Annotated in this window: 22 protein-coding genes; 14 read left to right on the top strand and 8 right to left on the bottom strand. The window is 72.3% G+C overall.

The genetic code is table 11. From position 1 onward, the window contains the following. Positions 1-17: 17 nt before the first annotated feature. From cimA to QWM81_RS15255, 3 genes are all read right to left on the bottom strand, one after another. Positions 18-1,640, bottom strand: coding sequence for a citramalate synthase (gene cimA / locus QWM81_RS15245; RefSeq protein ID WP_290112508.1), 1,623 nt, complete (start codon positions 1,638-1,640; stop codon positions 18-20). 186 nt (positions 1,641-1,826) lie between these two features. Then, on the bottom strand, positions 1,827-3,581 hold the full coding sequence (locus QWM81_RS15250) for an MFS transporter (RefSeq protein WP_290112509.1): 1,755 nt from the start codon (positions 3,579-3,581) through the stop codon (positions 1,827-1,829). Positions 3,582-3,666: 85 nt separating this feature from the next. After that, positions 3,667-4,710 (bottom strand): CaiB/BaiF CoA transferase family protein, encoded by a 1,044-nt coding sequence (locus tag QWM81_RS15255; RefSeq protein ID WP_290112510.1) that lies wholly within the window; start codon positions 4,708-4,710, stop codon positions 3,667-3,669. A 304-nt stretch (positions 4,711-5,014) separates the two neighbouring features. On the opposite strand from QWM81_RS15255, the gene QWM81_RS15260 reads away from it, so the two are divergent. From QWM81_RS15260 to QWM81_RS15285, 6 genes are all read left to right on the top strand, one after another. Further along, positions 5,015-6,136, top strand: a complete 1,122-nt coding sequence (locus QWM81_RS15260; protein WP_290112511.1) for an epoxide hydrolase family protein — start codon at positions 5,015-5,017, stop codon at positions 6,134-6,136. 16 nt (positions 6,137-6,152) lie between these two features. Then, positions 6,153-7,403, top strand: coding sequence for a cytochrome P450 (locus tag QWM81_RS15265; RefSeq protein WP_290112512.1), 1,251 nt, complete (start codon positions 6,153-6,155; stop codon positions 7,401-7,403). Then, complete coding sequence (locus QWM81_RS15270) at positions 7,400-8,419, top strand: MDR family NADP-dependent oxidoreductase (protein ID WP_290112513.1); 1,020 nt, start codon at positions 7,400-7,402, stop codon at positions 8,417-8,419. Before QWM81_RS15265 ends, QWM81_RS15270 begins: the two co-directional genes overlap by 4 nt. Before the next feature lie 87 nt (positions 8,420-8,506). Then, a complete protein-coding gene (locus QWM81_RS15275; RefSeq protein ID WP_290112514.1) occupies positions 8,507-9,622 on the top strand; it encodes a winged helix DNA-binding domain-containing protein in 1,116 nt (371 codons plus the stop codon). A 111-nt stretch (positions 9,623-9,733) separates the two neighbouring features. Continuing rightward, positions 9,734-10,498: an SDR family NAD(P)-dependent oxidoreductase gene (locus QWM81_RS15280; RefSeq protein WP_290112515.1), complete on the top strand. Its 765-nt coding sequence runs from the start codon at positions 9,734-9,736 to the stop codon at positions 10,496-10,498. 72 nt (positions 10,499-10,570) lie between these two features. Further along, on the top strand, positions 10,571-11,800 hold the full coding sequence (locus QWM81_RS15285) for a cytochrome P450 (protein WP_290112516.1): 1,230 nt from the start codon (positions 10,571-10,573) through the stop codon (positions 11,798-11,800). A gap of 67 nt (positions 11,801-11,867) precedes the next feature. Here QWM81_RS15285 and QWM81_RS15290 read toward each other — a convergent pair whose 3' ends face one another. Further along, positions 11,868-13,301 carry an alpha/beta fold hydrolase gene (locus QWM81_RS15290; RefSeq protein ID WP_290112517.1) on the bottom strand — a complete coding sequence of 478 codons (1,434 nt, stop codon included), beginning with the start codon at positions 13,299-13,301 and terminating at the stop codon, positions 11,868-11,870. 21 nt (positions 13,302-13,322) lie between these two features. After that, positions 13,323-14,795, bottom strand: coding sequence for an MFS transporter (locus QWM81_RS15295; RefSeq protein WP_290112518.1), 1,473 nt, complete (start codon positions 14,793-14,795; stop codon positions 13,323-13,325). A gap of 162 nt (positions 14,796-14,957) precedes the next feature. On the opposite strand from QWM81_RS15295, the gene QWM81_RS15300 reads away from it, so the two are divergent. The 4 genes from QWM81_RS15300 to QWM81_RS15315 all read left to right on the top strand — a co-directional run bounded on the left by QWM81_RS15300 (position 14,958) and on the right by QWM81_RS15315 (position 18,004). Then, positions 14,958-15,281, top strand: a complete 324-nt coding sequence (locus QWM81_RS15300) for a 2Fe-2S iron-sulfur cluster-binding protein (RefSeq protein WP_290112519.1) — start codon at positions 14,958-14,960, stop codon at positions 15,279-15,281. After that, positions 15,281-16,540 (top strand): NAD(P)/FAD-dependent oxidoreductase, encoded by a 1,260-nt coding sequence (locus QWM81_RS15305; RefSeq protein ID WP_290112520.1) that lies wholly within the window; start codon positions 15,281-15,283, stop codon positions 16,538-16,540. The genes QWM81_RS15300 and QWM81_RS15305 overlap by 1 nt, the downstream gene beginning before the upstream one ends. Next, entirely contained in the window at positions 16,533-17,084 is a 552-nt protein-coding gene (locus tag QWM81_RS15310; protein WP_290112521.1) for a hypothetical protein, read from the top strand. The genes QWM81_RS15305 and QWM81_RS15310 overlap by 8 nt, the downstream gene beginning before the upstream one ends. Before the next feature lie 179 nt (positions 17,085-17,263). After that, positions 17,264-18,004: a VOC family protein gene (locus QWM81_RS15315; RefSeq protein WP_353938304.1), complete on the top strand. Its 741-nt coding sequence runs from the start codon at positions 17,264-17,266 to the stop codon at positions 18,002-18,004. Positions 18,005-18,302: 298 nt separating this feature from the next. Here the strand turns inward: QWM81_RS15315 and QWM81_RS15320 are convergent, their stop codons facing one another. The 3 genes from QWM81_RS15320 to QWM81_RS15330 form a co-directional block, all read right to left on the bottom strand. Continuing rightward, positions 18,303-19,523, bottom strand: coding sequence for a cytochrome P450 (locus QWM81_RS15320; RefSeq protein WP_290112523.1), 1,221 nt, complete (start codon positions 19,521-19,523; stop codon positions 18,303-18,305). Between the two features lie 183 nt (positions 19,524-19,706). Continuing rightward, entirely contained in the window at positions 19,707-20,825 is a 1,119-nt protein-coding gene (locus QWM81_RS15325) for an acyl-CoA dehydrogenase family protein (protein WP_290112524.1), read from the bottom strand. Further along, positions 20,822-21,313: an SRPBCC family protein gene (locus QWM81_RS15330; protein WP_290112525.1), complete on the bottom strand. Its 492-nt coding sequence runs from the start codon at positions 21,311-21,313 to the stop codon at positions 20,822-20,824. The genes QWM81_RS15325 and QWM81_RS15330 overlap by 4 nt, the downstream gene beginning before the upstream one ends. A 236-nt stretch (positions 21,314-21,549) precedes the next feature. On the opposite strand from QWM81_RS15330, the gene QWM81_RS15335 reads away from it, so the two are divergent. The 4 genes from QWM81_RS15335 to QWM81_RS15350 are packed head-to-tail and all read left to right on the top strand — an operon-like array spanning position 21,550 to position 24,134. Then, entirely contained in the window at positions 21,550-22,335 is a 786-nt protein-coding gene (locus QWM81_RS15335; protein WP_290112526.1) for an SDR family NAD(P)-dependent oxidoreductase, read from the top strand. Positions 22,336-22,361: 26 nt separating this feature from the next. Continuing rightward, entirely contained in the window at positions 22,362-22,898 is a 537-nt protein-coding gene (locus QWM81_RS15340; protein ID WP_290112527.1) for a flavin reductase family protein, read from the top strand. Next, entirely contained in the window at positions 22,895-23,935 is a 1,041-nt protein-coding gene (locus QWM81_RS15345) for an MBL fold metallo-hydrolase (RefSeq protein WP_290112528.1), read from the top strand. The genes QWM81_RS15340 and QWM81_RS15345 overlap by 4 nt, the downstream gene beginning before the upstream one ends. 52 nt (positions 23,936-23,987) lie before the next feature. Continuing rightward, complete coding sequence (locus tag QWM81_RS15350; RefSeq protein ID WP_290112529.1) at positions 23,988-24,134, top strand: hypothetical protein; 147 nt, start codon at positions 23,988-23,990, stop codon at positions 24,132-24,134. The last annotated feature ends 46 nt before the right edge of the window (positions 24,135-24,180 follow it).

A 24,180-nucleotide genomic window follows, 5' to 3' on the forward strand; every position in this document is an offset into this window, starting at 1 on the left:
CCCGGGAAATCGAGGGCTCAGCCCGTGGCCACCGCGGCCAGGGACGGTGAGCCATGGGCTTTTGCGGGCCCGTCGAGCAGGACGTAGTGGACGGCGTCGAGCAGTGCGGCCCAGCTGGCCGCGACCGTGTTCTCGTCCACGCCCACGGTGCCCCAGCGGCGCTCGCCGTCCCGGTAGGAGATCAGCACCCGGGCGGCCGCCGCGCTGCCGACCTCACCGTTGAGGACGCGGACCCGGTAGTCCACCAGTTCGAGCCGGGTGAGCGCGGGGAAGTAGGGGTCGAGCGCCGAGTGCAGGGCGGTGTCCAGGGCGTTGACCGGGCCGTTGCCGAGCCCGGTCGCGGTGACCTGCTCGCCCTCGACCCGAAGCCGCACGGACGCCTCCGTACGGACCTCGCCGTCACGTCGCCGCGAGACGCCCACGGCCCACGACTCCACCTCGAACGGAGGGGGCGCCGGATGGCCGGCGAGCTCCTCGCGCAGCAGCAGGACGAACGAGGCGTCGGCGGACTCGAAGCTGTAGCCGCGGTTCTCCAGCTCCTTGACGCGCGTCGCGGCCCGCGCCACCTCCTCCGAGCCGGCCGCCACGTCGTAGCCCAGCTCGCGGGCCTTCAGCTCGATGGAGGAGCGCCCGCCCATGTCGGAGACGAGGGTGCGCATCACGTTGCCGACCCGGGCGGGATCGGTGTGCTGGTACAGGTCGGGGTCGACGCGCAGTGCGGAGGCGTGCAGGCCCGCCTTGTGGGTGAAGGCCGAGGCACCCGTGTACGGGGCCGCCGGATCGCTGCGTACGCCGGTCAGTTCGGTGATCGCCCGGCCGGCCCCGGCGAGGTCCCGCAGCTGTTCCAGCGTGATGACCTCGCGTCCTCGCTTGAGCACGAGGTTGCCGATGACGGTGAACAGGTTGGCGTTGCCGCAGCGTTCGCCGTAGCCGTGAGCGGTGCCCTGGGCGTGCACGGCGCCGGCGTCGATGGCGGCCATCGTGTTGGCGACCGCGCAGCCGGTGTCGTCGTGGCAGTGGATGCCAATGGGCGCGCCCGTCATGGCGATGGTGTCCGCCACCACGGCCCGTACCTCGTCCGGCAGGCAGCCGCCGTTGGTGTCGCACAGGACGACGGTCTCGGCCCCGGCCTCGGCGGCCGTGCGGACGACCGCCAGGGCGTATTCGCGGTTGAGGACGTAGCCGTCGAAGTAGTGCTCGGCGTCGAGGAAGACCCGGCGGCCGGCGTGCACCAGGTGGCGCACGGTGCTGCCGATCATGGCCAGGTTCTCGGCGAGGGTGGTGCGCAGGGCGTGCCGCACATGGCCGGTGTGGCTCTTGGCGACGAGGGTCACCACGGGCGTCTCGGCCGCCAGCAAGGCCCGTACCTGCGCGTCGACGGACACGGGGATGCCGGGCCTGCGGGTGGCGCCGAAGGCGGCCAGGACGGCGTTCCTCAGGTCGAGTTCGGTACGTGCGCGACGGAAGAACTCGGTGTCCTTGGGTACGGCTCCGGGCCACCCGCCCTCGATGAAGCCCACGCCGAGGGCGTCGAGCCGGTGCGCGACGGCGAGCTTGTCCTCGACCGTCAGCACCAGGCCCTCCTGCTGGGTGCCGTCGCGCAGGGTCGTGTCGTAGAGCTGGAAGCTCTGCTCAGCCATCGGCCCCTCCCTTGTCCGGTGTGTGTTCCGGCGGTGTCGGCTCGCCGGTTGGTGCACCCCACGGTCGGGCGGCCGGCCGGAGAACGGCTCGAACGGCGGTCGACCGTGGGGCGGGCACGGCGAGGCGGGACCGGACGGCGGTGGCCGTCCGGTCCCGCCTCGCCGTGTGCGGATACGGTGCGGGGCTCAGGACACCGCGGCCGGCTGGGCCTCGGGCTGTCCCTCACCTTCCTGGCGCAGCTTGCGGGGAATGGCGAACATCAGCAGGAACACCACCACGGTGACGCCGATGAACACCCACAGCAGCGTCTGGAAGCTGGCCGCGAAGGACGTTCCGGTCGCCCTCTCCTGGTAGTCGGCCAGGACCGCGGCGACGTTGTCGTCCCGCAGCGGTGCCGCGGTGCAGCTCTCCGGCACGGTGGCGAGGTCCTTCTCGCCGGCGCGGTCCACCGAGCAGGTCCGGTAGGCCGCGGAGATGGTGTCGGCCTCACCGGGGGTGACCCCGGCGGTGGCCACCAGGTCCTGGCGCAGTTGCGGCAGTTGCGCGTCGACACCGGCGCCGGTGTTGCCCACCAGGCCGCCGAAGAAGACCACGCTGACCAGCGCGCCGCCGATGGCGAAGCCGAGCTGGGTGTTGGTGTTGACCAGGCCCGAAGCGGAGCCGGCGTCCTTGTGCGGCACCTCGGAGGTGACGATCAGGGGCAAGGGGGTGGCCACGGTGCCGAAGCCCAGTCCGATGAGGAACAGCGGCACGACGAGGTGCCAGGACGTGACGTCGCTGCCGTACTCCCCGGCCACCCAGATGTACGAGCCGAGGCCCGCGACCAGGACGACCGCGCCGACCTGCATGGCCTTGCGGCCGAACTTGGGCACCAGGATCATCACCGACGTGGTGGCGGTGAGGAAGGCGCCGAGGCAGAAGGGAAGGCTGGTGAGACCGGCGCGCATCGGGGACCAGCCCTGACCGATCTGCATGTACAGGGTCCAGCCGATGGTGAACATGCCCATGCCGACGTAGAAGATCAGGTTGACGGCGAGGCCGGAGGAGAAGCTGCGGGTACGGAACAGCCCGAGCTCCACGAGCGGCGAGCCGTCCAGCCGGGTCTTGCGCCGCTGCCAGGCGACGAACGCGGCCAGGACCGGCAGCGAGGCGATCATGGAGACGTAACCCCAGGCCGGCCAGCCCAGTTCGCGGCCCTGGAGCAGCGGGTAGACCAGCATGACCAGGCCGACGGTGGCCAGGACCACGCCCAGCGTGTCCAGCCGGAGCGCCTGCGGAGCCTTGGACTCGGTGATCACCTTCGAGCCGTAGAGCAGACCGAGGAGGCCGATCGGCACGTTGATCAGGAAGATCAGCCGCCAGTCGAGACCGAAGAGGTTCCACTCGACCAGCAGGCCGCCCAGGGCGAGGCCCAGGGTGGCCGCGAGTCCGCCGACCAGGCCGTGCAGGGCGAACGCCGTGCCCCGCTCCTTGTCCGAGAACGTCACATGGATGATCGACAGGACCTGGGGCACCATGATGCCGGAGAAGGCGCCCTGGAGAACCCGGGAGATCACCAACTGCCAGGGCTCCTGGGCGAGACCGGCGGTCAGAGACGTCAGCGTGAAGCCGGCGACGCCCACGAGGAACATCTTCTTGCGGCCGAAGATGTCACCGAGCCGGCCGCCCAGGATCAGCGTCAGCGCGAACGCCAGCTGATATCCCACCAGGACCCACTGGATGGCCGAGTAACCCGCCCCGAGTTCCCGCTGCATGGACGGCGCCGCCACATTGGCGATCGTGCCGTCCAGAAGGTCCATGAAAGCGGACACGAGCAGCACCAGCAGGGCCGCCCAGCGCTTGGGGTCGAGCTTCACCGCGTCGGCCGCCGCATCCGCGCCCGTCGTCTTCCTCTCCACCTCCGTCTCCACGGACGGAGCCTGCTCGGACGAAATAGCCATGGTGTACCTCTCTGATACTTGGGGGGGTATCGGGGTTCCTGGGGGAAACCGGCGTCCCGGCCGCAGGCCGTGGAGCGTCGGTACGTCAGAATGACGGCGGTCGGTGGAGTTCCACTGGAGTGCGGCTGAAGCGTGGAGCGGGCGCCGCGGGGCCACCGCCGCGCGCCCGGTGGTGGGGGTGCCCGGCGGCTTCGGTCACCGTCAGCACGGGGGTCACACACGCCTCGGTGTCCTCGAAGCGGCGGGCCCAGGTGTCGCGGTCGTGACGCAGGAAGCGGTCGGCGAACCGGCGCCGCAGGGCGGGCCAGTTGGCGGGGTCGTCGCGGTCCGGGAGCCCGGCCGGCGCCAGGCCGAGACCGTGCAGCAGCGCCGCGTAGAAGCGGTCCTCCAGGGCACCGACCGCCACGTGGCCACCGTCCGCGCAGGTGTAGCACGTGTAGAACGGCGCTCCCCCGTCGAGCAGGTTGACCCCGCGCTCCTGGCGCCATGTGCCGGCCCCCGCCATGGCGACCACCATGCCCAGCAGGGCGTTGGTGCCGTCCACGATCGCCGCGTCGACGACCTGGCCGCGCCCGGAGGCCGCCCGCTCGTACAGCGCGGCGAGCACCCCGGCGACGAGGAACATCGCGCCGCCACCGAAGTCGCCCAGCAGGTTCAGCGGGGGCACGGGTGGTCCGCCCGCCTCGCCGATGGCGTGCAACGCCCCGGTCAGCGCGAGGTAGTTGATGTCATGGCCGGGTGTGGTGGCGAGCGGGCCCTCCTGGCCCCAGCCGGTCATACGGGCGTAGACGAGCCGTGGATTGCGCTCCCGGCACACCTCGGGGCCGATGCCGAGCCGCTCGGCCACGCCCGGCCGGAAGCCCTCGACGAGGACGTCGGCGCGCTCGGCGAGGCGCAGGAGTTCCGCGACGCCGGCCGGGTCCTTCAGGTCCAGGGCCGTGGAGCGCCTGCCCCGGTCCAGGATCCGGTGCCAGGCGGCGAAGGAGCGGCCGCCGTCCGCGCGGTCGACGCGCAGCACGTCGGCCCCGAGGTCGGCGAACATCATGCAGGCGAAGGGCGCGGGGCCGATCGCCGCCAGTTCGACGACCCGCAGCCCGTGCAGCGGCCCGGGGGCGCCGGGTGTCGTCATCGCTGGTCCTCCTTGTCGCGGGAAGGCACGGCACGGTTCCGGCGCACCGTGGGGGCGGTCGCTCGCGTGCGGCCGGAGGCGGACTCGGTCCGGCGGCGGCGGGCACCGCGAGGAGGCGGTTCGACCCCGCCTCAAGGGCGGATCCCTAGCGTGCCGTGGCACACAGCCTTCGGCAGCGCAGCTCGGCAGCACCGGCTCGGCAGGCTTCGGCCGGCTCGGCAGGCTTCGGCCGGCTCGGCAGGCTTCGGCAGGTTTCGGCAGCACAGGCTTCAGCAGGCTTCGGCAGCACAGGAGGAGCACTCGCATGAGTACCGCGCTCACGCCCTTCAGCGTCGGGTTTCCCGAGGCGGATCTCGCCGACCTCAGGGACCGTCTCGGGCGCACCCGGTGGCCGGAGGCGGAGACCGTCGACGACTGGTCGCAGGGCGTGCCCCTGGACTACCTCCGCGACCTGGCCGCGTACTGGCGGACCTCCTACGACTGGCGGGCGACCGAGGCCCGGCTGAACGCCGTGCCGCAGTTCCGTACGGAGATCGACGGGCTGGGCGTCCACTTCCTGCACCTGCGCTCCCCGCACCCGGGCGCCGTGCCGCTGCTGCTCAGCCACGGCTGGCCCGGTTCGGTGGTCGAGTTCCTGGACCTGCTCGGTCCGCTCACGGACCCCGAGGACCCGGCGGACGCCTTCCACGTGGTGTGCCCCTCCCTTCCCGGTTACGCGTTCAGCGACAAGCCCTCGGCCACCGGATGGACCGTGGAGCGCACCGCTGCGGCCTGGGCGGAGCTGATGGCCCGGCTCGGCTACGAGCGCTACGCCGCCCACGGCGTCGACTGGGGCTCGTTCCTCACCGGGGAACTGGGCGGCATCGACGCGGAGCACCTGCTCGGCATCCATCTGGCGATGCCGTTCGCCAAGCCGCCGCGGGAGCAGGTGGCGCTGGACGAGCGGGACCTGGCCGGGCTCGCGGCGCTCAAGGAGTTCCAGCAGAACGAGGGGGGTTACTCCGCCCTCCAGTCCACCCGCCCCCAGACCCTCGGGTACGCCCTCACCGACTCGCCGGTCGGCCAGCTGGCCTGGATCGTCGAGAAGTACTGGGCCTGGAGCGACCACGACGGCGACCTGGAGAAGGTGATTGCCCGGGACCGGCTGCTGGACGTGGTGACGCTCGCCTGGCTGGCCGGGACGGGTGCCTCCTCCGCCCGGATCTACTGGGAGAGCCACAACAAGATGGCGCTGGACCCGGTGGACGTCCCCACGGCCTGTTCCGTCTTCCCCAAGGACGCGCGGATGCCCCGCGCCTGGTGCGAGCACCGGTTCACCGATCTGCGCCGCTGGACCGACCACGAGACCGGCGGGCACTTCCCCGCGCTGGAGCAGCCGGAGCTGCTCGTCGGTGAACTGCGCTCCTTCTTCCGTACGCTGCGCTGACCGAGGGGTCCTCACGATGAACGACCGAGCGAACGCGCCGGCCGGGGAGCCGGACCTGCCCGGCTTCCCCTTTCCCGGCTCCAGCCACCGGGGCCCCGCGCCGCTCTTCGCGCGCCTGCGTGCCGAGCGGCCGGTCGTCCGGGTGGCGTGGACGGGCGGCGGCCACGCCTGGCTGGTGACCCGCCACGAGGACGTGATCCGCGTGCTCGACGACCCGCGGTTCAGCCGGGCCGCCTCCTACGCCCCCGAAGCGCCGCGGTTCAGCGGCCTCTTCCAGGCCCCGCCAGGGATGATCATCTCGCTGGACCCGCCGGACCACACCCGGCTGCGCGCCCTGGCCGAGCAGGCCTTCTCACGGGAGCGCGTCGAAGGGATGCGCCCGCGCGTACGGGAGGTCGCGGGGCGGCTGCTGGACGCGCTGGAGAAGGAGGCCGGTCATGGGCCGGTCGACCTGGTCGCCGGGTTCGCGGCGCCGCTCGCCATGACGGTCATCTGCGAGCTGCTGGGCGTTCCGGAGGGCGACCGGGACCGCTTCCACGCGTGGGTACGGCAGTTCGCCGACGTCTCGGCGCCCGAGGAGCAGGCCGCCGAGGGCGGCGAGAAGCTCGGCGGATACATCGCGGGGCTGGTGGCGGCCAAGCAGCGGGAGCCCGCCGACGATGTGCTCTCCGCGCTGATCGGCGCCCGGCTCGGCGAGGACCGGCTGGGCTTCGAGGAGCTGGTGGGCCTGGGCTTCACTCTGCTGGGCGCCGGGTTCGACTCGTCCGCCGGCCAGATCGGCAACTTCGTCGTCACCCTGCTCGCCGGCCACCGCGACCTGTGGCGCCGGCTGGGCGAGCACCCGCGCGAGATCCCGGCCGCGGTCGAGGAACTGCTGCGCACCGTCAACCTGAACGGCAACGACACCTCGGGGCTCCCCCGCATCGCCACCGAGGACGTGCCCATCGGCGATGTCGTCATCCCCGCCGGCGAGGCCGTGTTCCTCGCCTTCCCCTCGGCCAACCGTGACGCCTCGGTGTTCGCCGACCCCGACCGCGCCGACTTCGGCCGGACCGACAACCCCCATCTGGCGTTCGGCCATGGCATCCACCGCTGCCTGGGGGCACCGCTGGCGCGCCTTGAGCTGACCGTGGCGCTTCAGGAGCTGACCCGCCGCTTCCCCGACGCCCGGCTCGCGGTTCCCGAGCAGGAGCTCACCTGGCGGGCCGGAGACGTGAACCACAACCTGCTCGCCCTTCCCGTCGAACTGTCAAGGAGCACCGCATGACCCTCGATCAGCTGCCGGCGACCAGCCGGGAGGTCCGGCTCGCCTCGTACCCCACGGGCGACGTCACCCTCGACCACTTCGAGCTCGCCGAGTCCGCGCTTTCCGAGCCCGGTGAGGGGCAGGTCGTCGTACGCAACGACTGGATGGCCCTGGGCTCGGTCGCCCGCGACCAGATGAACCCGGACACCAAGCTGCCGATCCCCGTCTTCCAGCCCGGCATCGCCATGTGGGGCCGGACCGTGGGCACGGTGGTCCGGTCGAACAGCCCGGACCTCGGCGTCGGGGATCTGGTCGAGCACTTCTCCGGGTGGCGGGAGTACGCCGTCGGCGCCGCCCACGACTTCTCCAAGCGGGACCGGAACCTGCTGCCCGGGCCGGAGTTCTTCCTTTCGCAGGGCCCGACCGCCTGGCACGGCATGGTCGGTACGGCGGACGTGCGCGAGGGCGATGTCGTGTTCGTGTCCGGTGCGACCAACGGTGTCGGGGCGCTGGCCGGGCAGATCGCCAGGCTGCGGGGCGCCAAGCGGGTCATCGGCAGCACGGGTTCCAAGGAGAAGATCGACTTTCTGGTGGACGAACTGGGCTTCGACGCCGCCTTCGACTACCACGACGGCCCGGTGGCCGAGCAGCTCGTGGCGCTGGCCCCGGACGGGCTCGACGTGGTCTTCGACAACGTGGGCGGCGAGCAGTTCGAGGCGGCGGTGCGGGTGGCGTCGCGTGGCGCGCGGTTCGCGCTGTGCGGCGCGCTGGCCGGCCAGCACGGCGGCGACGGGGGCAGCCCGCGGCTGCCGCTGATGTCGGTCATCACCAAGGACCTCACCCTGCGCGGCTTCGCCACCCTGCACACCCCGGACCAGATCGAGCACTGGAACGCCCGGTTCGGCGAGTGGCTGCGGGAGGACAGGGTGGTCTTCCCGCACACGGTCGTGGAAGGTGGGGTGCCCGCACTGCCGGAGGCGTTCATCGCGCTGCTGGAGCGCCGGTACAGCGGCACCGTACTGGTCAGACTGAGCTGAGACGGCTCGTTCGTACGCTGCGGCGGTGTCCCGGGGGCCGTCCCCGGGACACCGCCCTCGTCACGCTTGAGGATCGAAGGGACGGCCATGACGGCACAGCAGAGGGGTCCGCTGGACCCGAGGGCGCTGAACCGGGCGTTGCTGGCGCGGCAGTTGCTCACGGAACGGTCGGACATGACCGCCGTCGACGCCGTGGAGCATCTGGTCGGTATGCAGGCGCAGGCGCCGAACCCGCCGTACGTCGGCCTGTGGACGCGGCTGGCGGGGTTCCGTATCGAGGACCTTTCACGGCTCGTCGAGGAGCGGGCCGTCGTACGCCTCGTCCTGATGCGCGGCACCCTGCATCTGGTCTCGGCTCGCGACTGCCTGCGGTTGCGGCCGGTGCTGCGCGGGTCGCTGGAGAGCCGGCTGACGGGTACGTTCGGGCGGAAGCTGGCCGGAGTCGACCTGGCCGAGGTCGCCGCCCTCGGCCGCCAGCTGGTCGAGAAGGAACCGCTCACGCTGGGCGGGCTGGGCGCGCGACTCGCCGAGCGGGTGCCCGGCCGTGATCCGTTCGCCCTGGCCAACGTGGTGCGCAATCTCGAACCCCTGGTGCAGATCCCGCCGCGCGGCCTGTGGGGCGAGAGCGGGCAGGCCGTGCACACCACCGCCGAGGCGTGGCTGGGCCGGCCGCTCGGCACCGACGACTCCCCCGACGAGACGGTCATCCGCTATCTGGCGGCGTTCGGCCCGGCGTCCGTCAAGGACATGCAGGTCTGGTCGGGCATGACGCGGCTCGGTGCGGTGGTGCGACGGCTCGGAGCGCGGCTGTGCGCCTTTCGCGACTCCAACGGCGTGGAGTTGTACGACCTGCCGGAAGCGCCCCGGCCGGACCCGGCCACGCCCGTACCGGTGCGGTACCTGCCCGACTTCGACAACATCCTGCTGTCCCACGCCGACCGTTCGCGCATCCTCACCGAGGAGCAGCGCCGCCTGGTCTTCACCCGCAACGGCCTGATCCGGCCCACGTTCCTGGTCGACGGTTTCGTACGGGGCATGTGGCGCATCGAACGGGGGCGGGACACGGCGACCCTGGTGCTGGAAGCGTTCGCCCCGCTGACCCGTGGCGAGCGAGCGGAGCTGGTCGAGGAGGGCATGCGGCTGCTGGCGTTCGCGGCGGCCGGCTGCCCCTCCCCCGAGATCCGCTTCGACGACGTCCACTGACCGCGGCCGGCCCGCTCCCCGTCCGCTCGACCGGCACCCCAGCGGGACCCGGTGTACTGGCTCGCGGCTGGATCCGTCCGCCGTCACACACCGGCCGAGAGAGGAATCGTCATGTCGGACACGCCGTTCGCCGATCACACCGTCGTCGTCACCGGGGGAGGCACGGGCATCGGCCGTGCCACCGCGCTGGCGTTCGCGGGTCTGGGCGCCACCGCGGTGATCATCACGGGCCGCCGCAAGGAGCGGCTGGCCGAGGTCGCCGGACTCCACCCGGCGATCGTCCCGGTGACCGCCGATGTGACCACCGAGGTGGGCGCCGAGGCCGTCGCCGAGGCGGTACGGGAGCGCGGCGGCGCCGTGGACGTCCTCGTACACAACGCCGGTGTCTTCCGTTTCACCCCGCTCGCGGCGCTCGACGCGGGCACGGCCCGTGAGGTGCTGGAGACCAACGTGCTCGGTCCGGCGCTGCTGACCACGCACCTGCTGCCGATGCTGCGCAGCCCGGGCGGACACATCGTCCTCATCTCCAGCAGGGGCGGCCACAACCCCGGCCCCGAAAGCTCGCTGTACTCCGCGAGCAAGGCGGCCGTGCACAGCTTCACCCGGAGCTGGGCCGCGGAGCTCGCCCCGCGCGGCGTGCGCGTCAACGCGGTCGCTCCCGGCTTCGTCCGTACCGAGGCGTACGCGGCCAACGGGCTCTCCGCCGAACAGGTCGAGGGCCTCTTCGCCGGGGTGACGCCCTCCATCCCGCTCGGCCGGGTCGCCGAGGCGGAGGACATCGCCTCGTGGGTCACCCGGCTCGCCGAGCCGTGCGACTCGCTGGTCACCGGCCAGATCATCACCGTCGACGGCGGAATGGACATCGCCGGCCGCTAGGGCCTGCCCGAAAGACAGCCCTGGGCCGCGCTCTCGCTCGCCCCATCTCTCACGAAACGGAAAGGACTCACCGTGACAACCAGTGCCATGGAGCCGGACGCCCTCGCGGAGGCGGAGACCAAGACGTTCCCCTACCGGCGGCAGTGCCCCTTCACGCCTCCGGCGGAATACGCCGGGATGGTGGAGAAGGACGTCTCGCAGGTCACCCTGGACGGCTCCGGCCTGCGCATCTGGACGGTCACCGGCTACCAGACCATACGGGAGCTGCTGACCGACCCGCGGGTCAGCGCCTCGCGCAAGCACGACAACTTCCCGTTCTACTTCGTCGCCCCGCCGGAGTACCGCACGGAGACGTCGTTCATCGGGTACGACGGCAAGGAGCACAGCGACACCCGGCGCAAGGCCGCCCTGACCTTCACCAACCGCCAGGTGCAGCGGCTGCGGCCGCGTATCGAGGAGATCGTCGACGACCACCTGGACAAGCTGCTGGCGATGGCCCCGCCGGTCGACTTCCACCGGGTCTTCTCGCTGGCCGTGCCGATGACGGTGATCTGTGAACTGCTGGGCATCCCGCAGGACCAGCACGACTTCTTCATCAAGCACGGTACGGCCCTGCTCGGCGGCCACAGCTCCACCGAGGAGCGGCAGGCGGCGATCGTGGAGGTGAACGCGTACATCAGTGAGCTGATCCAGCAGAAGAAGGCCGAGCCCGGCGAGGATCTGCTCAGCCGTGCCATGGCCGACTACGAGGCGTCCGGCGAGGAGTACACCGACCGCGATCTGTTCAACATGGTGCGGCTGCTGATGAACGGCGGCCACGAGACGACCGCCAGCCAGATCTCGCTGGGCACCGCCTGCCTGCTGGAGAACCCGGACCAGCTCGAACTGCTGCTCAACGACCCGTCGCTGGTACGGCCGGCCGTCGAGGAGCTGGTGCGGTTCGCCACCATCGGTGACACGGCGGTGCCGCGCGTGGCGCTGGAGGACATCGAGATCGGCGGTCAGGTCATCCGCAAGGGCGACGGCATCCTGTGCCTGGGGCTGGCCGCCAACCGCGACCCGGAGGTCTTCCCGGAGCCGGAGAAGCTGGACATCACCCGCGGCAGCCGCAAGCACCTGGGGTTCGGGCACGGGGTGCACCACTGCATCGGCGCGGACCTGGCCCGGCTGGAGCTGGAGATCGTGTGGAGCCGGCTGTTCCAGCGCGTCCCGACGCTGCGGCTCGCGAAGCCGTTCCTGGACATCCCGCGCAAGGAAGGCGCTGTGATCTACGGACTGTGGGAGCTGCCGGTCGAGTGGTGACGCAACGGCGCGCGACGAAGGCCCGGTACCGATCGGTACCGGGCCTTCGTGGTGTCCCCGCGGTGGCTCAGGCGGCGTCGGCGGGAATGTGGGGGCGCGGGGTACGGCCCGGACAGGAGGCGCGGGAGGGCGGCAGGACGCCGTCCACCAGGTAGCGGTGTACGAGGGTGTCGACGTGCGGGTTGCCGCCGAGGACGTACACCTCGTGCTCGCCCGAGTCCTCGACGGTGAGCAGGTGGTGGCCGAGCCGTTCCGCCATGGCCACGCCGCCCGCGTAGTGGTCCATCGGGTCGCCGTCGGCCTGGACGACGAGGCCGGCCGGGTAGCCGTCACGGGTGAGCACCGTCGGCGGCTCGGGGGCCTCGAAGGTGCGGAAGGCGCCCACCCACGGCTGGGCGCGCAGCACGCCGTAGCCGTACGGGAACCGCTTGCGGAAGTCGCGCATGTCCTGGAAGTAGACCTCCAGGTCGGCGGGCCAGGCGTGTTCGAGGGTGATCGCCTCCAGTACGCCGCACCGCAGGTCGCCCTCGCTGTCGCTCGGCCGCCAGGTGCCCTGCTGCGCCAGCAGCCCGCGGCACGCGTCGCCCGCCCCGTCACCGCCGGCAGCGGCCGTCTCGTGCAGGCGGGCGACGAGGATGCCCAGGTCCGTCCACTGGCCGCGGTCGCCGGCGCGGTTGCCCACGGCGCCGTCGAACAGGGTGCGCAGCTGCACGCCGTGGGTCAGCCCTTCGAGCCGGGTGACGACCTCTTCCACGGTGGCCAGCACCTGGGCGGCGGAGGTGCCGAGCCCGAAGTGGCCGTGGCGTTCGGCCGTCCACGCCGCCCACTGGTCGACGTTGCGCTGGACCGCGTCTCCCTGCCACAGGAACTGTTCGCGCCAGGTCCAGTCGGGGCTGACGCAGGAGTCGAGGACCGTGCGGTCCAGGTGCTCGGGGAACATGCTGCCGTAGACGGCACCAACGTAGGCGCCGTACGCGTACCCCACGAAGGTGAGCTTCGGTTCGCCGAGGACGGCGCGGACGACGTCCATGTCGCGGGCCGTGTTGCGGGTGCTGATGTGCGGTCGCAGGTCGCCGCCCGCTCGCGCGCAGGCCTCCTCGCGCAGCCGCATGTCCTCGGCGAGCGTCTCGAACGCCGAGTCGGGCGGGCGGGAGTCGAACGGCGCGCGCGGCACGGTCACTTCGGCGTGCAGCGGCGTGGACGCGCCCGTGCCGCGCGGGTCGAAGCCGATCAGGTCGTACACCTCGTGCGGGGGGGTGCCGGCGAACTTGTCGGGCAGCGCGCGACCCAGGCCCCAGTCACCGCCGGGGCCTCCGTTGACCCCCAGCAGGATGCCGCGCCGCCGCTGGGGGTCGGTGGCCCGGCGGCGGCTGAGGGCGAGGGAGATCCACTCTCCCCCGGGGTCGGTGTAGTCGCGGGGCACCTCGATCGTCGCGTACTCGAGCTGGTCGTCGTGCGGCGCGGGCGACCACTGCGGCCGCTGTGCGTAGAACTCGTTCACCACCGCAAACCTCCGTTCTCGTCAGGTGGCCAGCCTCTCGGTATCGCCTTGAGCTGCCCTGGACCGCTCCCTGACCGGTACGGCCAGCGCGGCCAGTACGCCCGCGGCGGCGAAGAGCGCGGCGCCGGTCAGCGCAAGGCCGTACCCGGAGGCGAGGGCCTCGGGGGAGGCCGGGCCGCCCTCGGTGCGGCCGTCGACGCGCGCGGTGGACAGGGCGGCCAGGGACACCAGCCCCACGGCGCTGCCGAGCTGGCGCGTGGTGTTGAGCAGGCCCGACGCCAGCCCGGCCTGGTGGGCGCGGAGCCCGGCGGTGGCGGCGTTGGTCGTGGCGTTGAGGACGGCGCCCATGCCGAAGCCGAGGAGCAGGACGGGGCCGAGGACGTCGCCGGTGTAGGTGGCGGTCGGGTCCGTCCGGGCGAGCCACAGCAGCCCCGCGCTGGACAGCGCCAGCCCGCCGATCAGTACGGGCCTGGGACCGGTGCGCGGCACCACCGAGGAGATGCCCCATCCGCCGAGCGCGATGCCCAGCGACAGCGGCAGATAGCCGAGGCCGGTCTCCAGCGGGCTGTAGCCGAGGACCTGTTGGAGCAGCAGGGTGAAGAAGTAGAAGGTGCTGAAGAGGGCGGCGATGCCGAAGAACGCGACAAGGTTGGCCGCCGCGACGGAGCGGTTGCGGAAGATGCCGAGCGGGACCAGCGGGTGCGGGGCGAACCTGGCTTGGATCAGCACGAACGCGGCGAGCAGGGCCGCGCCGCCCAGCAGGGGCCCGAGGACGCGTACCGAGCCCCAGCCGTACACATGCGCCTCGGATACGCCGTGGACGGCGGCCATCAGACCGAGGGTCACCGTGACGGCGCCGGGGACGTCAAGCGCGCGCCGCGTCTGCCGTGCCGGGGACTCGGGGACGACCCAGCACACGGTGGCGAACAGCACGATGCCGATGGGCAGGTTGATCAGCAGGATCCACCGCCACGAGAAGAACTCGGTGATCACACCGCCGAGCAGCACGCCTATCGCGCCGGCGGCGCCCGACACCGCGCTCCACCAGCCGAACGCCTTGGCGCGCGCGGCCGGGTCGGTGAACGTCGTCCCGAGGACGGTCAGCGTGGCCGGTGCCATGACCGCGGCCCCCAGACCCTGGAAGGCGCGGGCCAGGACGAGGGTGGCGGGGTCGTCGGCCATGCCGCCGACGGTGCTGGCGAAGGTGAACAGCGCGACCCCGCACAGGAAGATCCTGCGCTGCCCGAACAGGTCGGCGAGCCTGCCGCCGAGCAGGAGGAACCCGCAGACCACCACGGTGTAGGCGTTGTTGACCAGTTGCAGGTTGTGCCGGTCGAAGCGCAGCTCCTCGGCGATGACCGGCAGGGCCACGTTCACCACCGAGGCGTCCAGGACGTTCATGAACTGACCCAGGCAGCAGGCGAGAAGCACCAGTCGGAGCCGGTTGCCGGTCGTGGCGGGCGGGGCGGCGGTGTGCAGCGTCCGAGCAGTCATGGCCGAACGCTGCGCGCGGCCGGTCGAACGCCGATGGCGGCCGGGTGGCGGCCCGGTCGAGCCGTGCGCCGTCTCCAGGTCTCCTCCACCGCGCCCCCAGGGACGGTCGCCACAGTCCCTGCCGTATCTCCGCAAGCCGGTCGACACTCCAGAGGAGAGCGCATGGCCAAGATCACCTACAAGCATCCGAGCGGCACCGTCACGATCGTCGACGTCGAGGCGCCGAACACGGTCATGCGCGGTGCGAAGCTCAACAACATCGAGGGCATCGAGGCGCAGTGCGGCGGCTCCGCCCAGTGCGGCACCTGCCACGTCTACATCGACGAGGCCAATGAGCTGCCGCTGCCCGCCATGGACTCGGTCGAGGACGACGTGCTGTACGGGACGGCCTGCGACCGCACCGAGCGCAGCCGGCTCAGCTGCCAGCTGCCGGTGTCGGACGAGTTGGACGGGCTGGTCGTGCACCTGCCGGAGGCGCAGAGCTGATGGGCCCGCGAGGAGTCGTCGTCGTCGGCGCGGGCCAGGGCGGGCTCGACACCGCCGCCGCGCTGCGCGGCCGCGGGTACACCGGCCGGATCACCCTGGTCGGGGACGAGCCCGTGGTCCCGTACCAGCGTCCGCCCTTGTCCAAAGGCTTTCTGACGGGTGCCATGACGGCCGGGGAGCTGGAGCTGCGCCCGCGCTCCTTCTTCGCCGCCCATGACATCGAACTGGTGTCGGGGAACAGGGCCGCGAAGATCGACCGGGAGGGCCGGACCGTCCTGTTGGAGTCGGGGACGAGCCTCCCGTACGACAGGCTCGTCCTGGCCACGGGAGCGCGGCCCCGCACGCTGCCGGTGCCCGGGGCGGCCGCGCTGTCCGGTGTGCTGACGCTGCGCGGCCTCGCCGACGCCGAGCGACTGCGGGAGCGGCTGACCGGCCCGCCGCGCCGCCTGGTGGTGGTCGGGGCCGGATTCATCGGGCTCGAACTGGCCGCCACCGCCCGGAAGCTGGGCCACGAGGTGACGGTGGTGGAGGCGCAGGCACGTGCCCTGGCCCGCGCGCTCACGCCCGTGATGTCGGCCCGGCTGGTCGCCGAGCACCTCGACGCGGGGGTCCGCGTGCTGCTGAGCCGCGAGGTGACCGCCCTGTGGGGGGACTCCTCGGGCCGGGTGGAGGTCGTGGAACTCGACGGCGGGGAGCGCGTCCCCGCGGACCTCGTCGTGGTCGGCGTCGGAGTGCTGCCGAACACCGAACTCGCGGCCGCCGCCGGCCTCCAGGTCGGCGACGGCGTCATCGTCGACGCCCACCTGCGTACGGACGACCCGGACATCCACGCGCTCGGCGACTGCGCCCGCTTCCCCAGTCCGCACGCGGGCCGGCACGTGCGTCTGGAGTCGGTGCAGAACGCCTCCGGCCAGGCCGCGTGCGTGGCCGCCGCGATCTGCGGCGAGCCCGTCGCGTACACGGCCGTGCCCTGGTTCTGGTCGGAGCAGTACGCGCTGCGGCTGCAGATCGCCGGGCTGACCGCGGGACACGACGAGACGGTGGTCGTGGGCGACCCGGACGGCGGCCGCTTCTCCGTCTTCTGCTTCCGCGAGGGCCGGCTGACCGGCGTGGAGTCGGTGAACCGCCCGGCCGACCACGGTATCGCCCGGCGGCTGCTGGCCACCGGCTCGGACCTGGCGCCCGACGAGGTCCGGCGACCGGGGTTCGACCTGAAGACCCATGTCCACACACCTCGGGAAAGGCTCTCCCATGCGTAAGACGACCATCGCCGCGCCCATCCGTACCGGCCGGCACTCCCTGCGCTCGGTCGGTGTCTGGCTCGCCATGACCGTGGCCCTGGTCGGAGCGGGTACCGCCACGGCGACCGCCACGACCGAGGCCGCGCACCGGAAGCCCACCCTGGTGGGCACCTGGGAGACCGAAGTGACGATAGGCACCGGCTCGGGCGCGGCGAGAACCGTCTCGCGGTTCTCGTTCGCCGCCGACCACACCCTGACCACGGACGGCGCACCCGGCGAGAACGGCGATCCGGAGTACCCGGGCAGCGGTTACTGGACCGCCGGGCCGGACGGGTCGTTCTCGTTCTACATCACCCACGACGGTCCGGAGGAGCCCTCGGAGGGCGTCTACCCCGGCACCGTCCACGCCGTACACATGGGCCGCCTCAAGGGCGACAAGTTCATCACGACGGCCGTCGCCTTCACCAAGAACGAGAAGACCGGCGTCCAGCTGGGCCCCGTCACGGTCAGCAGCTCCGCCACCCGGGTCGGCCCGCCCGGCGCGTCGCCGCAAGGCCGGTGACCGGTCGGTGCCCCCTCGGCAGCGCCCGCGTCCCGCTCCTCACGAGCGGGACGCGGGCGTCGCTCGTGCCGGGCTCAAGACGCCACGGATAGCGTCCAGTCGACCGTGATGACGTGTACACCGTATGCGACCGAGAGAGGCAGGACATGACCTCGTTCGATGCTGGAACCCCTTGCTGGGTGGACCTGACCGTGGCCGACCTGGAGGCCGGCAAGCGCTTCTACGGCGAGCTGTTCGGCTGGACGTTCGAGGCCGGTGCCCGGGAGTTCGGCAACTACACGCCGGCGCTGAAGGACGGCAAGAACGTGGCGGCGCTCGCTCCCGCGCAGGGCGGCGCCCCCACCGCCTGGAACCTGTACTTCTCCACTCCGGACGTGGCGGACCTGGCCCGCCGCATCACCGAGGCCGGCGGCAAGGTCACCGGCGGGCCGTTCGCGATCGCCGACGCGGGCAGCGTGCTGCTGGCCGTGGACCCCGGCGGCACGGCCTTCGGCGCCTGGCAGCCCGGCACGCGCGCCGGCTTCGAGCTCCAGGGCGCCCCGGGCTCCTTCTTCTGGCCGGAGATCTACACCCGCGCCAAGGCCGACGTCGACCCCTTCTACGAGACGGTGTTCGGCTTCAACGGCCAGCAGATCTCGGAGGGTACGGAGTTCGACTTCAAGCTGTGGTTCGCCCCCGGGGCGCAGGCGCCGACCGCGGGCCGCCTCCAGATGGGCGCGTTCATCCCGGAGGAGGTCCCGGCGCACGCGCTCGTCTACTTCTCCGTCGAGGACACCGACGCCACCGTGGCCAACGTCCGCGAGCTGGGCGGCAGTGTGAGCCGTGAGCCGTCGGACAGCCCCTTCGGGCGCTCCGCGCTGGTCTGCGACGACCAGGGCGCCCGCTTCGCGGTCATGGGCCCGGTCAAGGACGCGGGCTGACCCCCGCGCCCGGCGGGAAAGCGGAGCCGGTCCCGGCCACCGAGGAGTGGCCGGGACCGGCTTTTCCGTACACCGCACCCATTCGAAGGCCGGGCTTCCGTACACCGGGCCCATCCGTACACCGGACCCATCCGTACACCGGACCCATCCGTACGCCGGAGCGTCCCCATACGCGGGACCCGTCGTACGGTGTTCCGGGCGGAAGCCGCCGGGGGCGGCCCCACGGCACCCGGGGGCGCCGCGATGTCCTCGCGGCGCCCCCGGGGGTGACCGGGCGGGTGTGCCCGGCCGGCACGGGTCACGGGCCCCAGGTGACCGGCAGGCTGGTGAGCGTGTGGTTGATCTCGCCGTTGTGCCAGGGCAGTTCGCTCTCCGGCACCGCGAGCCGCAGGTCGGGGAAGCGCCGTACCAGGCCGTCGAGCGCGATCTCCATCTCCATCCGCCCCAGGTGTTTGCCCAGGCAGTAGTGCACGCCGTGGCCGAAGGAGATGTGCGGGTTGTTTTCGCGGGACAGGTCGAGCCGGTCGGGGTCCGCGAAGACGGTCTCGTCGCGGTTGGCGGAGGCGAGGGCGAGCAGGACGGCGTCGCCCTTCTCTATGGTGACCCCGCCGACCTCGATGTCCTCCGCCGCGATCCGCGGGAAGCCGGAGGTGTCGGTGGCGAACAGGTTGACGTGCCGCAGGAGTTCCTCGACCGCGGTGGGGATGCGGCCACGGTCCTCGGCCAGCCACCGCCACTGGTCCCGGTCGTCCGCCAGCAGCGCCAGCACCGAGTTGGCGAGCTGGTTCGCCGTGGTGTCGAAACCGGCGCCGATGAGGGTGAAGCCGAACGTGACCAGTTCGGGCTCACTGAGCCGGTCGTCGTTGTCGCGGGCAGCGATCAGCTCGGACAGCATGTCGTCGGCCGGCGCGGCCCGCTTGTCGGCGATGAGCCCGACGATGTACTCGCTGAGCTTCGCCAGGCCGTTGAGGGACTCCTCACCGCCCGCCCGGTCGTCCACCGTGGCGAAGGCGCGCGCCCACTTCTCGAACTTGCGCAGGTCCTCCGAGGGCACCCCGAGCAGTTCACCGATGACGGTCAGCGGCAGGGGCAGCGCGAGCTGCTGCACCAGGTCGACCGTGCCGCCCTTGGCCTGCATGTCGTCGAGCAGCTCGTCGGTGACCTTCTGCACGTTGGCCCGCATCCGTTCGACACGGCGCAGGGTGAACGCCCCGGCGACGAGTTTGCGCAGCCGGGAGTGCTCGGGCGAGTCCAGCGAAATGATCATTTCCGGCGTGGTGTGCATCGTCCCGCCGATCCTCGGCGCGCCGGGCCCACAGGCCAGGGCCCGGCTGAGCCGCGGGTCGGCGGACAGGCGGCGCACGTCCTCGTACCGCGTGACCAGCCAGGCGTCCACACCGCCCGCCGTCGGCACCTTCACCACGGGCTGCTCGGCCCGCAGTGTGGCGTACCGCGGGGCGGGGCCACGATAGGTCGAACCGGTGAGGGGGAAGACGTCCGTCTCCTGAGGGGCAGTCATGGATGACACCTCCGCTTGGGCCGCTACAGTCACGCAGCACCCTAGGAACCTCCGATGGAGGCCAAGTCGCTCCTTCCTGGAGCCCCCGAGCCCCCCGGCGCGCCGGCGGGTGCGGACGCAGACGCGGGGAGGGGGCGTCCGGGACCACGCTGTCCCGGACACCCCCTCCCCGTCCTGTGGCCCTCAGTCCTCGGGGCCGAGCAGCACCGCCGCGTAGTTCTTGCGGGCGGCCGTGTCGTACTGCAACGCGACATGGCTGGTCGCGGAGGTGATGTCCCGCCAGAAGCGCTGGAGGGGCTGGGCCTCCCCCAGCCCACCGGTCCCGGCGGCGCCGACGAGCAGGCCGACGGCCTCCTGGAGGAGCTCGGCGGCGAAGGTCGCGTTGCGCTCGTTGCGTGCCATGTACGCGGGGGTGAACAGCCGTTCGTCCAACACCGCCGCGTTCTGCTCGACGAGGTGGCGGGCCGCGTCGACCCGTCCGGAGGCGCGGACCAGCTTCAGCTCGCCGGTCTGGCTGCGCTTCCTGCCGGTGAGCGTGGCGGTGGCGGCGGACAGCGCACCGGCGGCGGCCCCGACGACGGGGGCGATGAACGTCAGGCCGCCGACCGCCTGGAAGGGGATGTTGTGGGCGGGCAGGCCCGAGGCCACGTTGCGGCCGGACAGCATGTCGGCCCGGTCGAACGACAGGTGGGCGGGCACGAGGGCGTCGTCCACGACGACCGTGTGGCTGCCGGTGGCCCGCATGCCGACGCTGTCCCAGGTCTCACGCACCGTGTACGCGCCCCGGGGCAGCGCGAAGAACCGCATCTTGGGCGGTCCTTCCCCGGCGCCGGGCACGACCGCGCACACCAGCGCCCAGTCGGCGAAGTCGATCCCGCTGACGTACGCCCACTGGCCGCTGAGGCGCCAGCCGTCAGCCGTCTGCCGGGCACGGCCGACCGGCATCAGGGCGGTGGCGACGACCGCGTCCGGGTTGCCGCCCCAGAGCGCGCGGTGGCCCTCCTCGGGCAGGTGGGCGGCGAACCGGGCGGAGTACGCGGACAGCGAGGCGCACCAGGCGGTGGCCGCGCAGCCCTCGCCGACCGTGATCACCGCCGCGGTGAGCTCGGCGAACGACCCCTCGCTGCCGCCCCACCGGGAGGCGACGAAGTGCCGCGCGAAGCCCGCTTCGCGCAGCGCGTCGACGACGTCGCGGTGCAGCGCGCGGTCGTGGTCGGCCGCGGCCGCGTGCTGGGCCGCCAGGATGCGTACCTTCTCGGCCGCCGGGCCGAGGCCCGTGTCGGCGGCGGGTATGCCGCTCATGGCCGGGGTCCGTTCTCGACGGCCCTGGCGAAGAGTTCCAGCGTCTCCCCCGGGCTCGGCCCGTCCAGCGCTTTGAAGATCCGCTCGGCGCCCTCGCCGTGCTGGTGCAGCTTCACGTGCGCCAGCGTCACGCGGGTGTGCCCCTCGTCCACGGCCTCGAAGTCGACCTCGATCTCGCTGGCGCGCTCGTCGTCGGGGATGGACTGCCAGTTGGGGTCGATACGCCAGGTCATGGCGAGCCGGCGGCCCGGCTCCCATTCCAGCACCCGGCCCCAGGCGATCTCGGTCCCGTCGACGTCCCATTCGTAGTAGCGGCCTCCCACGCCCGGTTCGAAGGCGAGACCGGCCCGCTCCTTCTTCACCAGGATGTGCGACGGGGGCCACCAGTCCTTGGGCCGTTCGGTGAAGACGGCGAAGCAGTGTTCTGGCGTGGCCGCCACGGTCACCGACTTCCGTACATCGGGAAGGGTCTGCGTCTGTTCGGGCACGGGGCCTCCTCGCTCGATCTCGCCGGGTGTCGCTGTGTCGCTGTGTCTCCGGGCGCGCTGTGCACCGCACGGAACGCCCCCACGCTCGCGCCGGGCGCTAGGCCCCGTGTCGAGTGCCGCTGGAGGGCCGCGCTCCGGCCCCGTTCCACCCGCCGTCGAGAAGCGCCCGAGGTGGCGCCGTCACGGTCGTCCCCACCCAGAACGCACCACACGACGTACGGGAACGGGAGAGCACCATGACACAGGCGGGACGACGGGTGGCCTTCGTCACCGGCGCGACCAGCGGGATCGGCCTGGCGGTGACCGAGTTGCTGGCCCGGCAGGGCATGGCCGTATTCGGGGTGGCCCGCGGCGAGGAGAGCATACGCACCGTGGTCAAGCAGCTGCGGGAGGAGGGGCTGGAGGTGGCCGGCACCATCTGCGACGTCACCTCGCTCGACCAGATCCGCGCCGCGGTCCAGGCCGCCGTGGACACGTACGGCCGTATCGACGTCCTCGTCAACAACGCGGGCCGGGGCGGTGGTGGCGTCACGGCCGAGCTGGCGGACTCCGTATGGGACGACGTGATCGAGACCAACCTCAACGGCACGTTCCGCGTCACCCGTGAGGTGCTGAGCACCGGCCGGATGCGCGACGGCGACTGGGGCCGCATCGTCAACATCGCCTCCACCGGAGGCAAGCAGGGCGTGGAGCTGGCGGCGCCGTACTCGGCGTCCAAGCACGGGGTCGTCGGCTTCACCAAAGCCGTCGGCAAGGAGCTGGCGAAGACCGGCATCACGGTGAACGCCGTCTGCCCCGGCTATGTCGAGACGCCGATGGCGCAGCGGGTGCGCCAGGGCTACGCCGGCCACTACGGCGTGAGCGAGCAGGCGATCCAGGAGAAGTTCAACGCGAAGATCCCGCTCGGCCGCTACTCCACCCCCGAGGAGGTGGCGGGGCTGGTCGGCTACCTCGTCTCCGACCTGGCGGCGTCGATCACCGCGCAGGCGCTCAACGTCTGTGGCGGACTGGGCAATTACTGATGCGAGCAGAGACGGAAGTCCCCACCATGACCGAGACAGCGACCGCCCTGCTCTCCCCGCCCGAGACGGCCGCGTTCCGCGCCGCCATGGGCCGCTTCCCCACCGGGGTGACCCTGCTCACCCAGGGCAGCGGTGACGGCACGAGCGTGATCACCCTGAACAGCCTGACGTCCGTGTCCCTCGATCCCCTGCTGATCCTGGTGTCCGTCAAGGCGGACGGCCGGATACGCCCCCGGGTCGTCCGGGCGGGCAGCTTCGCCGTCAATGTGCTCAGCCGGCGCCACCAGGAGCTGGGCCAGGAGTTCTGCCGCCCCGACCGCCCGGCCGGCCTGGCCGCGATGCGGCGTCTGGGCGCGGCCGAGGGGGTGACCGGCAACGCGGTCGTGCCGTCCGCCGAGGCGTACTTCGAGTGCGTCCTGGACGCGGCGCACCCGGCCGGGGACCACACGCTGCTCGTCGGCCGGGTCGTGGCCCTCGCCGCCGCGGACGGCAACCCCGATCCGCTCGTCTTCCACCAGGGCCGCTTCACCCGGCTGCCCCTCGCCACCGCGGAGGCGGCATGACGGCGACGCCGGTCACCGGGGCGCGGGGCACGGGAACGCGGGTCAGCGGGGTGGGGGGCACGGGGGCACCAGTCAGCGGGGCGCGGGGCACGGGGACGCGGGTCAGCGGGGCGCCGGTCACCGATGCGCCGCCCGTCGCGCCTGCTTCCCTGCGGCCGGTCGCGGACGGGGTGTACGCGTTCGTCCAGCCGGACGGCGGCTGGTGCCTCAACAACGCCGGCCTGGTCGTCGGCGAGGAACGCAGCGTGCTGGTCGACACCGCCGCGACTCAGGCACGCACCCGGCGGCTGCGCGCCGAGGTCGAGCGGCTCGTACCGGACGGCCCGGACTACGTGGTCAACACCCACTTCCACGGCGACCACACCTTCGGCAACGGCCAGTTCGCGCCCCGCTCGGTGATCGTGGCGCACGAGGGCTGCCGCGCCGACACGGCGGAGGCCGGGCTCGGCCTTCGCCACCTGTGGCCGGATGTGGAGTGGGGCGAGACGCCGCTCACGCTGCCCTCGCTCACCTTCCGCGACACGCTCACGGTGCACGCGGGGAACCTGCGGATCGAGCTGCTCCATGTGGGACCCGCACACACCGCGAACGATGTGGTGGTGTGGGTGCCCGAGCGTTCGGTGCTCTTCACGGGCGATGTGGTGTGGTCGGGGGTCACACCGTATGTCCTGATGGGGTCCATCTCCGGGTCGCTGCGGGCGCTGGACCGGCTGCGGGCGCTCGGCGCCGAGACGGTGGTGCCGGGCCACGGCCCGGTGGGGGGCGCGGAGTTGCTGGACGCCACCGAGGCGTATCTGCGCTGGGTGCGGGAGCTGGCGGAGAACGGCGTACGAAGGAGGCTCAGCCCTCTGCGGGCGGCCGAGGAGGCGGACCTGGGCGCGTTCGCGCGGCTCGTCGACTCCGAGCGGCTGGTCGGGAACCTGCACCGCGCGTACGCCGAGCTGGAGGGGCTGGCCCCGGGGGCGCGCATCGACGTGCTGGCGTCCTTCAAGGAGATGGTCGCCTACCACGGCGGGTTGCCCGCCTGCCACGCCTGATCAGGGAACGTTCGGTCGACCGGAACGACCGACACATCGAGAGGAGCCGTCAATGGCGACGATCCTGCTGGACCGGCCGGTGGAGCAAGCGGCACATGAGGCGCCCGAAACCGCGCCGCCGCCATGGGTGCCCCTGCTGCTCGCGGGCGACATGGACGACGATGGGAGCGAGCCGCACATCTGCCGTGGCATCGACTGAACGGCCGTACCCGGTGGCAGCGACAGCACCCCGCGTACGGACCAGG

Origin of the sequence: Streptomyces ficellus, from assembly GCF_030406405.1 — a bacterium.
In the GTDB taxonomy this organism is placed as follows: Bacteria; Actinomycetota; Actinomycetes; order Streptomycetales; family Streptomycetaceae; genus Streptomyces; species Streptomyces ficellus_B.

Coding starts and splice junctions, on each gene's coding strand:
- QWM81_RS15350 (WP_290112529.1), top strand. CDS start 23,988: ATGGCGACGATCCTGCTGGACCGGCCGGTGGAGCAAGCGGCACATGAG.
- QWM81_RS15335 (WP_290112526.1), top strand. CDS start 21,550: ATGACACAGGCGGGACGACGGGTGGCCTTCGTCACCGGCGCGACCAGC.
- QWM81_RS15280 (WP_290112515.1), top strand. CDS start 9,734: ATGTCGGACACGCCGTTCGCCGATCACACCGTCGTCGTCACCGGGGGA.
- QWM81_RS15320 (WP_290112523.1), bottom strand. CDS start 19,523: ATGACTGCCCCTCAGGAGACGGACGTCTTCCCCCTCACCGGTTCGACC.
- QWM81_RS15310 (WP_290112521.1), top strand. CDS start 16,533: ATGCGTAAGACGACCATCGCCGCGCCCATCCGTACCGGCCGGCACTCC.
- QWM81_RS15325 (WP_290112524.1), bottom strand. CDS start 20,825: ATGAGCGGCATACCCGCCGCCGACACGGGCCTCGGCCCGGCGGCCGAG.
- QWM81_RS15275 (WP_290112514.1), top strand. CDS start 8,507: ATGACGGCACAGCAGAGGGGTCCGCTGGACCCGAGGGCGCTGAACCGG.
- QWM81_RS15305 (WP_290112520.1), top strand. CDS start 15,281: ATGGGCCCGCGAGGAGTCGTCGTCGTCGGCGCGGGCCAGGGCGGGCTC.
- QWM81_RS15250 (WP_290112509.1), bottom strand. CDS start 3,581: ATGGCTATTTCGTCCGAGCAGGCTCCGTCCGTGGAGACGGAGGTGGAG.
- QWM81_RS15295 (WP_290112518.1), bottom strand. CDS start 14,795: ATGACTGCTCGGACGCTGCACACCGCCGCCCCGCCCGCCACGACCGGC.
- cimA (WP_290112508.1), bottom strand. CDS start 1,640: ATGGCTGAGCAGAGCTTCCAGCTCTACGACACGACCCTGCGCGACGGC.
- QWM81_RS15265 (WP_290112512.1), top strand. CDS start 6,153: ATGAACGACCGAGCGAACGCGCCGGCCGGGGAGCCGGACCTGCCCGGC.
- QWM81_RS15340 (WP_290112527.1), top strand. CDS start 22,362: ATGACCGAGACAGCGACCGCCCTGCTCTCCCCGCCCGAGACGGCCGCG.
- QWM81_RS15260 (WP_290112511.1), top strand. CDS start 5,015: ATGAGTACCGCGCTCACGCCCTTCAGCGTCGGGTTTCCCGAGGCGGAT.
- QWM81_RS15300 (WP_290112519.1), top strand. CDS start 14,958: ATGGCCAAGATCACCTACAAGCATCCGAGCGGCACCGTCACGATCGTC.
- QWM81_RS15270 (WP_290112513.1), top strand. CDS start 7,400: ATGACCCTCGATCAGCTGCCGGCGACCAGCCGGGAGGTCCGGCTCGCC.
- QWM81_RS15255 (WP_290112510.1), bottom strand. CDS start 4,710: ATGACGACACCCGGCGCCCCCGGGCCGCTGCACGGGCTGCGGGTCGTC.
- QWM81_RS15345 (WP_290112528.1), top strand. CDS start 22,895: ATGACGGCGACGCCGGTCACCGGGGCGCGGGGCACGGGAACGCGGGTC.